Genomic DNA, 14,874 nt, shown 5'->3' on the forward strand with positions numbered 1-14,874 from the left:
ATAGCCACGCTATTTATTTAATAGTTAGGTTCCTTAATTAGGATATCTTGTCTATTTTTTATATCGGGTTGGTAAACCTCTTTATCCCAGAGGTCTTGCTCTACATCCAACATAGATATAGAGATGACGTCATTTGAGCAAGAAAATCCAGTTGAAATTATGTTGGAAATCTGATTTGCAATACGCTCCTTTTCTTCCCTCGAGATGTGTGAGGGAAAGTGTTTAATCAATACATGTGGCATGATGAATATCTCCTACTGTGCATATTGTATAATTGATGGTTCGCAGAGGATTTCTGATATTTCTCTAGATCCCCCAACGGATAAGGATTGATAATGATCGTACGTTAAGTTAAATACACTTGGTGTAATTGAATAATAACGATGGTTACTATCGACAAATGAGTAATCGTCACCTATTGACTTCAATATGGAAATTTCAGCCTTGATGATTCTTTTCTCCAATTCCTTAAATGTATACTTAAAGTCATAAGTTTCTTCAACGATGGAAACAATTCTCTCGATAGTTCCGGTATCTATTTCTGGTAGGCGACTTTTGACAAAATTTATGAATGAATCTTTGCTGTTTACTTGTAATAAACACTGTTCAAGATCACTCCCAGAAATTTTCCTAAAAAATACAGAATATAATATCGTTACATATTTCTGATTTGTGTAACATGCTACCTCGTTTACTTGAGGTTGGATGTTAAGCTTTGGTGATCCTGGTGCAATGAGTGCAAGTTGCTTCACTACATCTCCTTGTTGTTCTAATTGGTAGGCGGTCTCGAATGCTACTCTAGCACCAAAAGAGTATCCCCAGAGATAATATGGGCCTGTATTCTGCACCGATTTAATCGCTTTAACGTCTTCTGCTGCCATTTCCTCGATAGTTGAATAGGGCAATTCGTTCTCATTAATTCCGTATGCTTGAATGCCATAAAAATTATCAGAAACACTTTCTGCTAAATTTTTTAATCCCATTGGGTAGCCACCTAAACCTGGCCAGCAGAATATGTTCTTGTCTCCTTTTCGGTTGTTTAATTGCAGAACTCGTTGTTTCGTTATTTCACTCTCACTTACAATATGTTGTTCAAGTTTTTTGATGCTACAACGATCAAACAGAACTTGAAGAGGTAAAGATACATTCATTGTTTGATTAATCTCAGATATCAACATGACTCCGCTAAGTGAATCACCACCAGATGCAAAAAACTCGTCGTCTATGGATACATTGCTATATTCCAAAATGGATGACCAAATACGTGCGAGATTTTTCTGTATATCATTCTCAGGTTGAATAACCACCGCGATGTTATTTTTTTCTTCTTGATGAGCAAGTTGTTTGAGTTGATTATTATCTACTTTTCCATTCGATGTTTGCGGCATTTTGTGTAACACCGTAATCTTATTCGGAATCATATGTATCGGTAACGTTCTTTTTAGATCGTCTCTAAGAATCTCTGTTGGCCCCCTTGAGTGGATAAGATCTTCTTTCATACCTTGTGAACGAATTTGTTCTTTAGTGACAGGACCACCAATGGCGAAATAAAATGCACCTACAGATTTATTTTTATGGCTAAGTATGTCTTTCATTCTTGAGCAAGATGGGAGGTCGTGACCTGTTTTCGAACTATAGCCAGAAGACATCAAGCCTATACCTAGCTCGTTCAACTGTAGCCTTTGTAGCTCTCGGCCTAACCATATATATGCATCCCATCTATTTTCTTCGGGTACAACTAAAGATACACCGAAGTGAGATTCGCTGTAGACACTCTGGTTAATGGCGATGACGTCTTTTTTACGAATGCTTTTTTCGCAGATAAACGCTATGTCACCATTCGTACAGAGGTATGTGCCTGAGGTAAGCTGTGCAATTTTAGAGTTATTAGCTTGAATATACGTCTCTACAGGTGAGTCGGTCATGCTGTGTTGACCAGCAATTATATCGAAAGATGTCAAGTATAACGAACCACTATTGTTCATCACCCCATTGGCAAGTGCATTTGATCGATAGAGCGTTGATGCGTGTAGGCCATAGTTATTTAAGACATCATCAAACATGCCAATAATATGCCCAGCTTCCATTTCCAATACTTCAACGACGTTGTTTTGGTACACACAGGAAATGGCTGAGTGGATTCCAACTAAATGAACTTTTATCTGATTGTGTCCTGTAGTCGTATCCACCTGAACGAACGTGTGGTCAGTTGGTGTGTAATAATAGATGCCATCCGCAATGCCAGATATGCCTGCCAACTCAACGTAGATTTGTACCGCATAAAGTGCGCCTGGGGATGCATACGAATACTTAGGTAACAGCCTTTCCTTGCTATGGAACTGACCAAACATTCTCATTATTGAACCTAGTTCTTCAACGGTTCCATTGAATTTTGAGTTGCTTTGAGTATGATCTTTGTGGGAAACTAACGTTATTAAGTCATTTAAATTCAGTTTATCGCCTTTAAAGCTTCTGTATGTTTTCCTTGCAAATGCTTTGCAAGATTGCGACTTGGTTTCCGATTTACCGGGTAGCTTGACTCTCAGCGTACTTGCTGAAAAGGCTCTCACGCCAAGGTTGGACAATTGTGCCTTGACTTGTTTTTTGCTGTTTTTTGACACGTGATGGCTTTGGTCAAGACCTTGATCCATGAGAGCTGCCTCTCTTGGGTTTAATTCTACATAGGCCAATATTTCTTTATTTTCAGTGCGAGCATTTTCAGCAACAATAACTCCCGCATATTTAACCCAATCGTGACTTTCGATAGCCACCTTCACTTCGTCTAGCTCAATGCGATAACCTCTAACCTTAACTTGATTATCTTTCCTCGATACAAAATTAATATGGCCATTTTCTCCATAGTAACCGAGATCCCCTGTTTTATAAATTAACTGTTCAGATTTACCATACAACTTCTGAGTAAATATGAATTTATCGGCAGTTGCTAGTTCATTATTGTAATAACCTGGCGATAGCTGAGGTCCGCTGATGCAGATTTCTCCAACCTCATTGTCCATAACTGGTTCACCGAAATCATTGAGGATAAATATTTCGGTATTTTTGACGGGTATACCGATTGGAATAACGTCTGGATAGTCTTCAAGACAATTAAGGTCGACATCTAGAAAGGAGGCATTAATTGTACATTCAGTTGGGCCATAAAGATTAACAAGACGTCTAGTGCGAAGGTGCTTTTTGAATTCTAAAGCAAGTTTTTTGGTTAGTGCTTCTCCTCCACAAAATACTTCTATCAAACTATCACATGAGGATATTTCGCGATATGTCAGCAATGCTTTTAATAGAGTTGGAACACACTGAATTGATGTAATATTGTGTTTCTTGATTTCAGCAATGATTTTTGTTGGGTTCTTATACAAGTCTGCGTCACCAAGTACAACGGTGGTCCCACAACATATGGCGAGTATTTCCCACTGAGCAGCATCGAAGCTCATCGGAGTTTTTTGCAAAATGGTTTTGCATTGGTCAAAATTCAGCTCTTCTGACACCCACTGCATCTGATTTGTGATATTTCGATTATTGATAGCAACGCCCTTTGGTTTACCAGTACTTCCTGATGTATAGATCATATAGGCAGGTGAACTCTCGCACCTTTGAATTTGAGTGATGTATTCAAAGTCGAAGTCCTCAGATGAACTGAACGCGAGCTGTTCTAAAGTAATGATGTGAGCGTCGTTATGGACGAAGTCCCTAAGCTTATCTGCATATTTCTGTTTAGTGAAAATGACTTTCACCCCCGAATTGGAAAGCATATATTCTATTCTATCATCAGGGTATTCTGGAGAAAGAGGAATGTATCCCATGTTAGAAAATAAGGCTCCAAATATCCCGTAATACATACTTTCATCTTGGTCAGTATATATACCAATATACTGACCTGCATTTTCCAATGAATGATTGACAAGATCTGAAACTAACCAGGCACCCAAAGCGATATCTTTGTATGTATAACTAAACTCATTTTTTTTTACCACAGTGCGATTTGGGTTAGCCACAGCTTGTTCTATGAACATTGATAACAAATCTCTTGGATTTTTTTTCATTAATTAAAGACTCAATAAAAATGTATCCTTAGTAACAAAATATCTTATAAGACTGTGATGTTGTTTCTAAGGAAATTAGAATAAATAACGGTAATGTTAGAGAGAGTAATGTACGTTTATTCGTACTTTCTAGTATTCATTCACGGTAATTTCTTTTCCTACGTCAAAATTTAATTAAATGTCTTTTAAGGCATACATGCTGCATGTCATATAAGTTTTTCGTATTAGAGAATATCACGTTACGTGTATGTTAGTGTCGTCAAAAAATGACTACAAAGGATATGAAAATGAGCGTTTTTTGTTACAAAGATCATTAAAGTGAAGTTTGATAATTCAACAGAGTGAGTCGAGTTACCTGATAGAAAAAGCGAAAAAACAAAATGTGAGAAATCTTTCCGAGAGTTGAGCCTTCAAAAAGGCTTTGTTTCCTAAATCAGGGAACTAAATCATTAACCTACGATCTGATCAGCTAAGTCCACTCAAATACTTAGACCAATGAACAAGCCTCGTTACAAAACAACCAATTGGAAACACTATAACCAATCGCGGTCCATTGATATTTTGGATTGATGAAGAGGCCGTTCAACTATGGAAGCAAATCAAGCAGGGGAGTACCGGTCAACGTCACGTTCAAGACAAAAACTAAAGGGACAATTCAGCATTTGGTCATTGATGCGATAGGGCTAAAAATCTTCAGTTAGGGCTGATGGATGGTAAAAAGCATGTTAATGGCGGGAAGCGCCGTGTCTTGAGAAGGTTACATTTAGATATCGATACATACACGCATGAAATCATTGCTGCTAAGTTAAGTTTATCGAATGTGAGCGACGATGAAGAGCTCCCCAATTTGCTCAAACAAATTCACCGAAGAATCCTAGATAAGCCTGGTGATGATGGTGCTTATGATACAAGGTTGTGCTACGAAGGCATTAACATCAAACGAGCCACACCACTCATTCTACAAGGAGAAGTTGCAGCCTTCTGCGAGCAATGTCATCCTCGCAATTTTGTCCGCTCTACTCAGACTGGACACCTCATTAAGCGACATTTTGCTGTTCAAAGTTAACTGGGCTTAGGTACTCAATAGCATTGAGCCTTTTCGTCCGAATGTAATCAACCGCTATATACTCGAGACTGTTTGGCGAATCTCATCTCTGGTCATTATTAGTTCGTATTGAATCGCTGATCGTTGCACGACTTTGTTGTGTAATGCGGTCAGAGAACCAAAGTACTTTCAATTGAGTAATTCCTATATAACACACTGTGTTTCAGGCATACCAAGCCCTGTAAGCTTAATCATGGCGTAAGTTTCACCAACCTGAGCATTGTAGTTTCTCAGACTTAACCGCCCACCTAACAACTGCTTCACTCGATAAATTGCCGTCTCTGATAGTGAGCGTTTATGATAGCCGTACCGCTTTTTCCACTTATTGTTGGAGCCGCAAAGCTTCTGGCAACCCCTTGTGTCATTTCACCATAAGCGCAGTGGTAATAGCTAAGTCGCTGAACTGACGAGGTCTACCACGTTTATCTTGTTTACTCTCTTGGATTCATATACTAAGTGCAACACTAAAAAATAAAACGGTGAGCCGTCATAATCCCTATTTTTCCTCCCGCCAAGAAGTGAAAAAGAATGACTTATAAACAGCTCACCGAGGGTGAGAGATATACAATCGCTACTTATAAAAAGCAAGGTCTAAGCTATACCCATATCGCCAAACTCACTGGGTGACATAAGAGTACGATTTCTCGCGAAATTGCTCGCAACCGTTGTGCTTACGATGGCGCCTACCGGGTTTTCAAAGCCGACCAACGCACTCGGACAAGACGAAGTAAATCTCGGCGTAATCAGCGCATTACTCAGCAGCAATATAACTAAGTCGAGCACTTTATTAAAAAAGACTGGAGCCCTGCTCAAGTGGTCGGAAGAATGAAACGATATAAACAGCCGACCATTAGCCATGAGTCCATTTATCAGTACATCTGGCGAGATAAAGCCAATGGAGGCACGCTTTGGAAGCACCTACGACAATCAACCAAACAGCGGCGCAAGCGTTACGCTGCCTACGATAGTCGCGGAAGGCTCGCCAATAAACGACATATCTCTGAGCGTCCTAAAAGTGTCGAAACACGTAAAACGCGTGGACACTGGGAAATTGATACTGTCATGGGCAAAGGCTCTAAGCACTGCATCGTGACACTCGTTGAGCGCATGACCGGCTACACCCTGATTGGGCAAAGGGATGACCGAACAACCGCATCTCTTAACCGTCGAACCATTCAAATCATGGGACGATTTGATGGCTTATTTACCACGATTACTGCAGACAATGGTACCGAGTTTAACCAATATGAGCTTATTGAAGCCGCCACCGATACTCGATTTTATTTTGCTAACCCACACCACTCTTGGGAGCGAGGAACCAATGAAAATACCAACGGACTTATCCGACAATATCTCCCCAAAGGCACCTCAATGGCGACGCTCACTCAAGCAAAGTGCAACGCGATTGCCCACAAACTTAACAGCAGACCCAGAGCTCGTCTGGGCTTTCAAACTCCGGAGGAATGTTTTGTTGGATATTATCGCTGATCGTTGCACTTCAAACTTGATACTAAGTCTGCTTCCACTGGCGAATGGCCTCTTCATCAATCCAGAAAGTGAGTGAACCACGGTTGATTAAGGCTTTGTTGTACTGTTTCCAATTCGTTGTTTTGTAGCGAGGTTTCGGTATGAGACTAGGATAATTCACTTACTTAGCCGATCAGATCGTAAGTTTCTGATTTAGTTCCCTCGAATTACGCAACAAAGCCTCATAGCACTTCAAACTTGATACTGAGCTATCTATCCCTCCTAGAAGGAAGACCCTGACAGTTTGATATAAGTTTTCTGATTGTGTAATTGTGAATGTATTTTTTCTAAGCCGATGTTTATTAATAGATCTAAAATATGAAAGGATAAGGCCCAATCAAAAACATCTTTTCTCGATGTTAAACCAATAAGAGGTAATATTCTATCCACATGAGTTCTGAACGTACAGTATTTTATATTTAGTGCCGAAGAAATTGTTTCTCTATCACATCTTAAGCATAAGAGCGAGAGACAGTCTATCTGTCTGTTTGTTAGGCTAAGGCTTAATCGTCTATTCACAGCTAGACGCATGTTATCTCCTGCCGTATTATCTGTAGTATACTGATGGGTAGATAATTGCTTCAAAAATAAAGAAATATTCACATCAGTACTATATGAATGAATTAGTTGATCAAATATAACTAACGATGTGGTGCCTGAACAATTAATTCGCTTGCCTGTGGCTGCTACGCCCAAAAATTGGCCCAAGTGATTTCCGTTGATCTCCCACTCAATAATAACCCTATCTCGGGTTACTTGAAGCTTTCTTTCTTTGTATGACAAATTGGGGAAGCCTCTAAACCATATAGAAAAAACATCAGACAAATTATTGCACCCAACACTTTCTCTGACTGGTGACCGCACTAAAACTTGAGGCGTCAAGAATCCACTTAAGTTGTGGTGGTTATTGCCTAACCATGCATGTGACATAAAATTTCTAGCCAACATAACCTTTTGGTTTTTATAGTTCATAATTATCAAATTTATAAATTAAATATAGCTATAATGTCTTCTGTTCGCAATAAAAATACCACTATTTGATCTTATCATCCACTACATTTTTCACAGAAATAATGATGATTCTATAAGGTTTTTTCAGAGTCACGAATTAAATAAGGTTATTTTATTCCGTTATTTTCTAACAGACTATTGTGTCATCTATGTGTAGTAGCCTTACTCAATATACCACTATAAATAATATGCCTATTTGAATGGCGGAATACGTTTTTATATAGAGTATTTAAATTCTAAAATGTGATAGAGATGTGTAGGTTAAATGACGTTTATTTCGGCATAATAGCTTGCTTTAAAGAGTTTTTGACTTTTTGCGTAAATCAATGGAATTCAGTATAGATTCTGCAGTGTGAGCAGCTGCATTCATTTTCCATTGTGGTATCAAACCTAAACCTATTTACAAAACATCAAACTGTACATGGTACAACAAAGTCTTAATCAATACTGCTCACTCTTCTTCTGGATTGATGAAGAAGTGCATTTTCTCTGTTAAGCAGTTCTCATTGTTAGGTTAGGAATGATACAACTTTTCCACTAAATATTTGTATAACTCTAGGATAATATTCCTTAATCATTCATCGATTAATCCTAGTTCTACACAAGGATTGCTTTGGGGAACAAGGAAGCTTTTCGAGCAAGAAGAATAGTACATCAATTTAGGTATTATACTATTCAATAAGTTCACACTACGGCATATTGAACAGGCGGAATTACCACTAAACGCTTTGAAAGTTTGTGACAGTTTTAGCGTATCTAATACGTCATTTGAGTCATGACTTATACTGGTTTGGCCTTAAAAATAGTATTGATAATAGGTTGTATCTAAACGCCATTCCACTCTAACTGATAGATTTAATCCTTAAAGCCCAATACCGTACCGTTATGCTTCATTTCCCGATAACTTAATACTCAAAACTACAAGATTTATGAAAATACAAATTGTACTTAATAAACAAATAGTTAAATATTTTCATGAAAATTTAGTTGTAATAGTAACCGCGAAGGGCAACTATTAGTTGATGAAGTGATTGATTATTGCAAAGTAAGCCAAAGTAAAAAAGAGCAAGCATTGCGGCTACTGATCAGCGATTTAAACCTTCCAGCCGTGCAGCGTGCACTGAAACAGATGCGCAGTAACCGCGAATTCATCCCTTTATCGGTTTCAGCGCTCGCGCGTTCAAGAGCCGATTGGTTGTATGGCATGAATATGTCACGGGCTTATACTTTGCTGGGGCAGAAAGCGGGCTATCAAGGTGTCTTGTCAGTTGGACGGGTACAAACTCCTATTCTAGGGCTTGTGGTACGTCGGGATGAGGAGATAGAAAACTTCATCCCGCGAGACTATTTTACATTACATGCGTTAATCCCTTATCAAACTGATCAAGTGGCGTTTGATATCCGTGCGCGCTGGAAACCCAGCGATGCTTGCCAGCCGTGGCAAGATGAAGAAGGGCGAGTCTTAAACCGCAAGTTGGTGGAAAATGTCGCACAGCGCATCGCAGGGCAACCCGCCACAGTGATTGAAGCCGAACAAAAGCAAACTAAGCAAGCCGCGCCGTTACCTTATTCCTTATCTGCACTGCAAATTGATGCAGCGAAGCGCTTTGCAATGAGCGCCCAGCAAGTGTTAGACACTTGCCAATCTCTGTATGAGAAGCATAAATTAATCACCTATCCGCGTTCAGATTGCCGTTACTTACCACAAGAACATTACGCTCAAGCTTCGTCAGTAACTCAAGCTATCGCGTGCAACGCCAAAGAGTTGTTAACGGCGGTCAGTGGCGCAAACTTAGCCCTTAAATCTAAAGCATGGAACGATAAGAAAGTGGACGCGCACCATGCCATTATTCCCACGCCAAAGCAGGCATCCGTCAATGCCTTGTCGGGAAATGAGATGAAAATATACCAATTGATTGCGCGCCAATACTTGATGCAATTTTATCCCGCCGCCGTGTGCGCCGAAGCCAAGCTGGTGTTTGATATTGCGGGTGGCATTTTTGTTGCGTCAGGGCGACAACTGGTTGACACCGGTTGGAAGAGTTTGTTGGGCAAAGTCGATGAAGAAGAGAACGGAGTCGATGCCGTTCCACCACTGAGTAAAGGGACGGTGCTGACGTGTCGAGAAGGGGAGATTCACGATCGAAAAACCGAGCCTCCTCGTCATTTTACTGAAGCGACTTTGCTACAAGCGATGACGGGAATTGCTCGCTATGTTGAAGATAAAGAGCTGAAAAAAATCTTACGTGAAACCGATGGTTTGGGTACGGAAGCGACGCGAGCGGGGATCCTTGACACTTTATTCAAGCGGCAACTCTTAACACGTCAAGGTAAGCTGATTCTAAGCTCGCCAGCGGGAAGGGGTTTAATTCATGCGCTGCCAAATGAATCAGCTTATCCTGATATGACCGCCCATTGGGAGCATCAATTGCAAGCGATGGCTGAACGTGGGCAAGCGTATCAACCCTTTATGCAAGTGCTGCAAGAGCGCATTATTCAGATCATGGAACAGGCGAAATCGGGCGCAGTGCCAGAGTCGCTTCGCTCATTGCCTAAAGTGGAGCGCCCTGCATTCAAACGTAAGATACGTAAATCCAGCAAAACCACTCGTTATCAACGTAATTCGGCTCAATAAAATGACATCAAAGAATCGGTCGCTAAGTAAGCAGAGGCCTGCGAATTAGGTAAGATATTCACCGACCTGACGAGCTAATTATCACATTTTCGATAAAAAAGGCTGGTATCCCAATCGGTTACATTGTCAGTCACTTTGCCGACAAGTGGCAGTAAACGCCACGCCTCGCGCTCTTGAAAAGGGTGGCTTGTTATCACGGCAAAACCAGCAATACAGCATCTTCCACCTTTAGAACGGATAAACTGGGCAATCGAGCTGACCGCTTCTTCACTGTAGGATTCAATCTTATAGAGATGGCTCATACACTTCTCCTCTCTAACCATGCCATTAATTACGACATAACCGTTGAATAATGGGAAGCATATTTGATGCCAGTTTCTAAAAAATACACCTTTGGTATGTGATGAATGGAGAGGGTACTTATCTAATGAATGGCAAGTGGTGCGTGGAATAAAATATCAGTATGAGAAAATGATGTTAATCAGATACGAAAAAGCCGCTGTAAAAACAGCGGCTTTTCTTAAAAGTGGCGGAGAGATAGGGATTTGAACCCTAGGATAGCTATTAACCATCGCCGGTTTTCAAGACCGGTGCTTTAAACCACTCAGCCATCTCTCCGTGTGGTGCGCATAATAGCGAAGCAATTTTACTTTGTAAAGTCTTGAGCTGATCGTTTGCTGGTTTTGTATGCAATTGACGATAATTTTCCACTAATGGCTTGATTCTTAGCGCCTTGTTGGAGAAAAAATGTACATTAATGCGTGCTTCGTTATGGCGCATTTTTTATTTGGTTGCTGGCTTAACGGTGAATTCTTACGATGTTTATACAGAAATAATCGGTTATGTATTAGCAACGGTTTACCAAGAGCCTGATGCTCTCTTGTAGTATCAGGCTACCGGAGTTTCATAAATGGAATGTTATTTCTTTTTTATGCTTTTATGTTCATATAATGCTTGAACCTCTGGGAATGACGGGTAACAAGCTAAAACTGGCAGGGAAATGGTACTAAACCTGAACCATAGCCAAAAGATGGCTTTCTTGACCCTGCGCAAGGTGAGGAGTAATTTGCAGCTTCCTGTGTTTAAGGCACTGCTTCCATTTCCAATCATTAAGTACAGAGTGTTTGCAGGAGTTTATCTTGCACTCACCTATGCTGATGATTGAAATCAGTCAATAAAAAGAACCATGCTAGAAGAAACGACAACCAATGACCCTCATGATGCTCAACCTGAGGGAACTGAACGCATTTATCGCCAACGTTTTGATTCCAAAATAGGGTTTCAAAATGAATACGATATTCTTGCTATTGAAGAGCCTTTACAAATCAGTTTGCAATGGAATGATACGGTTACTAACAAGCTGCATATCGAAGAGTGGAGCATGACAATGCGAACGCCCGGTGACGATGCCCATCTCATCGGTGGCTTACTTTACACGCAGCAAGTGATCGATTCATATGACCATATACTCAATATGGAATTGGTTGACGACGAATCACGCCATGGCCAGAATCACTGGTTGGTCACGCTCAATCATCCATACACTGATGTGATTCAGCATCAGGCCCGTCGTTATATGAGCCAGTCGAGCTGTGGCATTTGCGGTATGACATCCATCCGAGCCTTGAGTTTGAGGCGAGAAATTCGTGTTGATGATAGCCCGAAATGGCTCTCTTCTGATGTTGTTATTGCGCTTCCTAATTTGCTTCTTGTTCATCAACCACTGTTTGCAAAAACGGGGGCGGTGCATGGTGCGGGTTACTTCGTGAATGGTGAGTTGATTGCCGTTGCAGAAGATGTGGGCCGCCATAATGCAGTGGATAAGTTGATTGGTCGAATTTTGAGTGAGCAACGTTGGCACCCGCAAGGGGTATTGATTCTTAGCGGCCGAGTGAGTTTTGAGTTAATGCAAAAAGCGGCTATTGCTGGCATTTCAGTGGTGGTGGCTGTTGGTGCGCCATCACGTTTAGCGCTCGATATGGCGCGTCAGTTTGATATGACACTGATTGGTTTTATCAAAAAAAATCAGTTCAATATATACCATGGTCATGCACGTTTGCAGTCAGTGAAAGAGTGAGAAGAAGAATATGAGTATTAAACAATATACCGGTTCGGCTGGTGGTTGGGGAGCGCTAAAAAGCACCGCGCATCATCTATTGAAAAGTCATAATGTTGCCAAAAATATTTCCAATCTTTTAAAAACCAACCAAGACCATGGTTTTGACTGTCCGGGCTGTGCTTGGGGTGAAAAACATGTCCCAGGGCGTTTTCGTTTTTGCGAAAATGGCGCTAAGGCCGTCAACTGGGAAGCCACTTCTCGACGCGTTGGGGCGGATTTCTTTAAGCAATATTCGGTCACTTGGCTCAATAAGCAGAGTGACTATTTTCTCGAATCTCAAGGGCGTTTAGCGGAACCAATGCGCTATAACGCTCAAACGGATCACTATGAGCCAATCAGCTGGGATGAGGCGTTTGCACTGGTTGCACAACACCTCAATCAACTCGCTAGTCCAAATCAGGCGGAATTTTATACATCAGGCCGCGCGAGTAATGAAGCTGCATTTCTATACCAGTTGTTTGCGCGCCGGTTTGGTACCAATAATTTTCCTGATTGCTCAAACATGTGCCATGAAGCTACGAGCGTCGCCTTGGTTCGCTCGATTGGCATTGGTAAGGGAACTGTGACTATTGAGGATTTTGAAGAATCCGATGCGATTCTTTTATTTGGACAAAACCCAGGAACGAATCACCCTCGTATGTTGGAAACACTGGCGTCAGCCTATAAGCGTGGCGCTCGGGTTGTTGCATTTAATAATTTAAAAGAGCGAGGATTGGAGCGTTTTACTAACCCGCAAAATCCTTTTGAAATGTTAAGCAATGGTTCAACACCGACCACTAGCCATTATTTCACTCCTAAATTAGGCGGAGACATGGCGGCGGTTCGTGGCTTGGTGAAAATTCTTCTTGCTCGTCATCAGCAAGCACAGGTCTGCGGTGAATCGATATTCGACCTTGATTTCATTGCCCAGCATACCGAAGGGATGGAGTCTTATTTAGCCATGGTGCAGGCTACGTCGTGGTCAAGTATTATTGAACAATCTGGGCTCACGCAACAAGAGCTAGAGCTGGTGGCAGATATTTACCAGGGCGCTAAACGCGTGATCGTGACTTGGGCGATGGGGGTGACTCAGCATAAGCATTCGGTGGCAACCATACAAGAGTTGGTCAATCTACAATTACTGTTTGGCCAAATTGGTAAGGATGGTTCTGGGGTATGTCCTGTCCGTGGCCACTCAAATGTGCAAGGTGACCGCACGGTTGGAATTAATGAAAAACCGCCTGAATTTCTACTCGACAATATTGAAAAAGTACTGGGCTTTACGCCACCAAAAGCGCATGGACATAACGTAGTTAATGCTATTGAGGCGATGCTACGGGGTGAAAGTAGAGTCTTTATCGGTTTAGGAGGAAACCTCGTTGCTGCTGCGCCCGATACCGAGCGTGTCGCACAAGCAATGAAAAACTGTAATTTGACCGTAAACATTGCGACTAAACTGAATCGGAGCCATGTCAACCCGGGCAAGGATGCGTTGATCCTGCCTTGTTTAGGTCGGACAGATATTGATATTCAGGCTCAGGGGCCACAGAAAATTACCGTTGAAGACTCATTCTCCATGGTTCATGCCTCTTCTGGGCGAATTGATGTTACAGGAGAGATGATGCGCTCAGAGCCTGCCATTATCGCAGGAATGGCAAAAGCGACCTTAGGGGAGGGAAATCCAATCGATTGGCAATCCATGGCCGATAATTACGATAACATTCGAGATTTGATTGAAAAGATTATCCCAGGATTTGCCAATTTTAATCAGCGGCTCAAAGGGCCTGGCGGTTTTTATCTTGGTAATTCAGCGCGTGAATTTAATTGGAAAACGCCCACAGGAAAAGCGCAGATAAGCAGCAATGCACTCCCTGAATCTATCGTTCCGCTCAAAATTCAGCAGATGACCAAGAAACCGATTTTTGTGTTGCAGACGATGCGTTCGCACGATCAGTACAACACCACGGTTTACGGTTTGGATGATCGTTACCGAGGTGTATTTGGCGAACGTAATGTCATCTTCATGAATGAAAAAGATATTGAGCAGCTGCAATTAAAAGCGGGTGAACGAGTCGATATTGAGACACTGTGGGATGATGGTATTAAACGTGAAATTTTTGGCTTCAAAGTGGTCGCCTATGTAATTCCTCAAGGGAATGTGGCGGCCTATTTCCCTGAGGCAAATGCACTCATTCCATTGAGCAGTAAAGGCGACTTTAGTGATACCCCGACATCAAAATCTATTGCCGTTGTCATTCACCCAACCAAAGTTGCACCACTGTTAGTTCAAACAGACTAAAAATCAGATACTAAAGCAAAAAAGAGAGCCGAAGCTCTCTTTTTTTAGGTGTATGGTCGGACTGAGAGGATTTGAACCTCCGACCCCCGACACCCCATGACGGTGCGCTACCAAGCTGCGCTACAGTCCGATTGGCGT

At 41.5% G+C, this 14,874-nt stretch carries 5 protein-coding genes, 2 tRNA genes and 6 pseudogenes; 5 read left to right on the plus strand and 8 right to left on the minus strand.

Annotated features, from left to right (window positions below):
* Positions 1-254 precede the first annotated feature (254 nt).
* Positions 255-4,061 (minus strand): amino acid adenylation domain-containing protein, encoded by a 3,807-nt coding sequence (locus NB504_RS14370; RefSeq protein ID WP_258429134.1) that lies wholly within the window; start codon positions 4,059-4,061, stop codon positions 255-257.
* A gap of 495 nt (positions 4,062-4,556) precedes the next feature.
* On the opposite strand from NB504_RS14370, the pseudogene NB504_RS14375 reads away from it, so the two are divergent.
* Positions 4,557-5,085: pseudogene (locus NB504_RS14375) on the plus strand (transposase); the annotation flags it as partial.
* Positions 5,086-5,098: 13 nt separating this feature from the next.
* On the opposite strand, the pseudogene NB504_RS14380 reads toward NB504_RS14375, so the two are convergent.
* Positions 5,099-5,244: pseudogene (locus NB504_RS14380) on the minus strand (IS3 family transposase); the annotation flags it as partial.
* 66 nt (positions 5,245-5,310) lie between these two features.
* Positions 5,311-5,520: pseudogene (locus NB504_RS14385) on the minus strand (IS5/IS1182 family transposase); the annotation flags it as partial.
* 174 nt (positions 5,521-5,694) lie between these two features.
* On the opposite strand from NB504_RS14385, the pseudogene NB504_RS14390 reads away from it, so the two are divergent.
* Positions 5,695-6,654: pseudogene (locus NB504_RS14390) on the plus strand (IS30 family transposase).
* Positions 6,655-6,682: 28 nt separating this feature from the next.
* Here the strand turns inward: NB504_RS14390 and NB504_RS14395 are convergent.
* Both NB504_RS14395 and NB504_RS18520 read right to left on the minus strand, forming a co-directional pair.
* Positions 6,683-6,796 (minus strand): annotated as a pseudogene (locus NB504_RS14395) (IS5/IS1182 family transposase); the annotation flags it as partial.
* 119 nt (positions 6,797-6,915) lie between these two features.
* Complete coding sequence (locus tag NB504_RS18520) at positions 6,916-7,665, minus strand: ester cyclase (RefSeq protein ID WP_405054816.1); 750 nt, start codon at positions 7,663-7,665, stop codon at positions 6,916-6,918.
* A gap of 1,036 nt (positions 7,666-8,701) precedes the next feature.
* On the opposite strand from NB504_RS18520, the pseudogene NB504_RS14400 reads away from it, so the two are divergent.
* Positions 8,702-10,339 (plus strand): annotated as a pseudogene (locus tag NB504_RS14400) (DNA topoisomerase III); the annotation flags it as partial.
* A gap of 74 nt (positions 10,340-10,413) precedes the next feature.
* Here the strand turns inward: NB504_RS14400 and NB504_RS14405 are convergent.
* Positions 10,414-10,641, minus strand: a complete 228-nt coding sequence (locus NB504_RS14405) for a hypothetical protein (RefSeq protein WP_026028272.1) — start codon at positions 10,639-10,641, stop codon at positions 10,414-10,416.
* A gap of 225 nt (positions 10,642-10,866) precedes the next feature.
* Positions 10,867-10,957 (minus strand) — tRNA-Ser (locus NB504_RS14410).
* 568 nt (positions 10,958-11,525) lie between these two features.
* Here NB504_RS14410 and NB504_RS14415 point away from each other — a divergent pair.
* Together NB504_RS14415 and NB504_RS14420 are read left to right on the plus strand one after the other, a co-directional pair.
* Positions 11,526-12,416 carry a formate dehydrogenase accessory sulfurtransferase FdhD gene (locus NB504_RS14415; protein WP_194567890.1) on the plus strand — a complete coding sequence of 297 codons (891 nt, stop codon included), beginning with the start codon at positions 11,526-11,528 and terminating at the stop codon, positions 12,414-12,416.
* 10 nt (positions 12,417-12,426) lie between these two features.
* Entirely contained in the window at positions 12,427-14,736 is a 2,310-nt protein-coding gene (locus tag NB504_RS14420; RefSeq protein ID WP_258429135.1) for an FdhF/YdeP family oxidoreductase, read from the plus strand.
* 53 nt (positions 14,737-14,789) lie between these two features.
* On the opposite strand, the gene NB504_RS14425 is transcribed toward NB504_RS14420, so the two are convergent.
* Positions 14,790-14,866 (minus strand) — tRNA-Pro (locus NB504_RS14425).
* Positions 14,867-14,874: the final 8 nt, after the last annotated feature.

This window comes from Vibrio sp. RM-69-4 (assembly GCF_024743775.1).
In the GTDB taxonomy this organism is placed as follows: Bacteria; Pseudomonadota; Gammaproteobacteria; order Enterobacterales; family Vibrionaceae; genus Vibrio; species Vibrio anguillarum.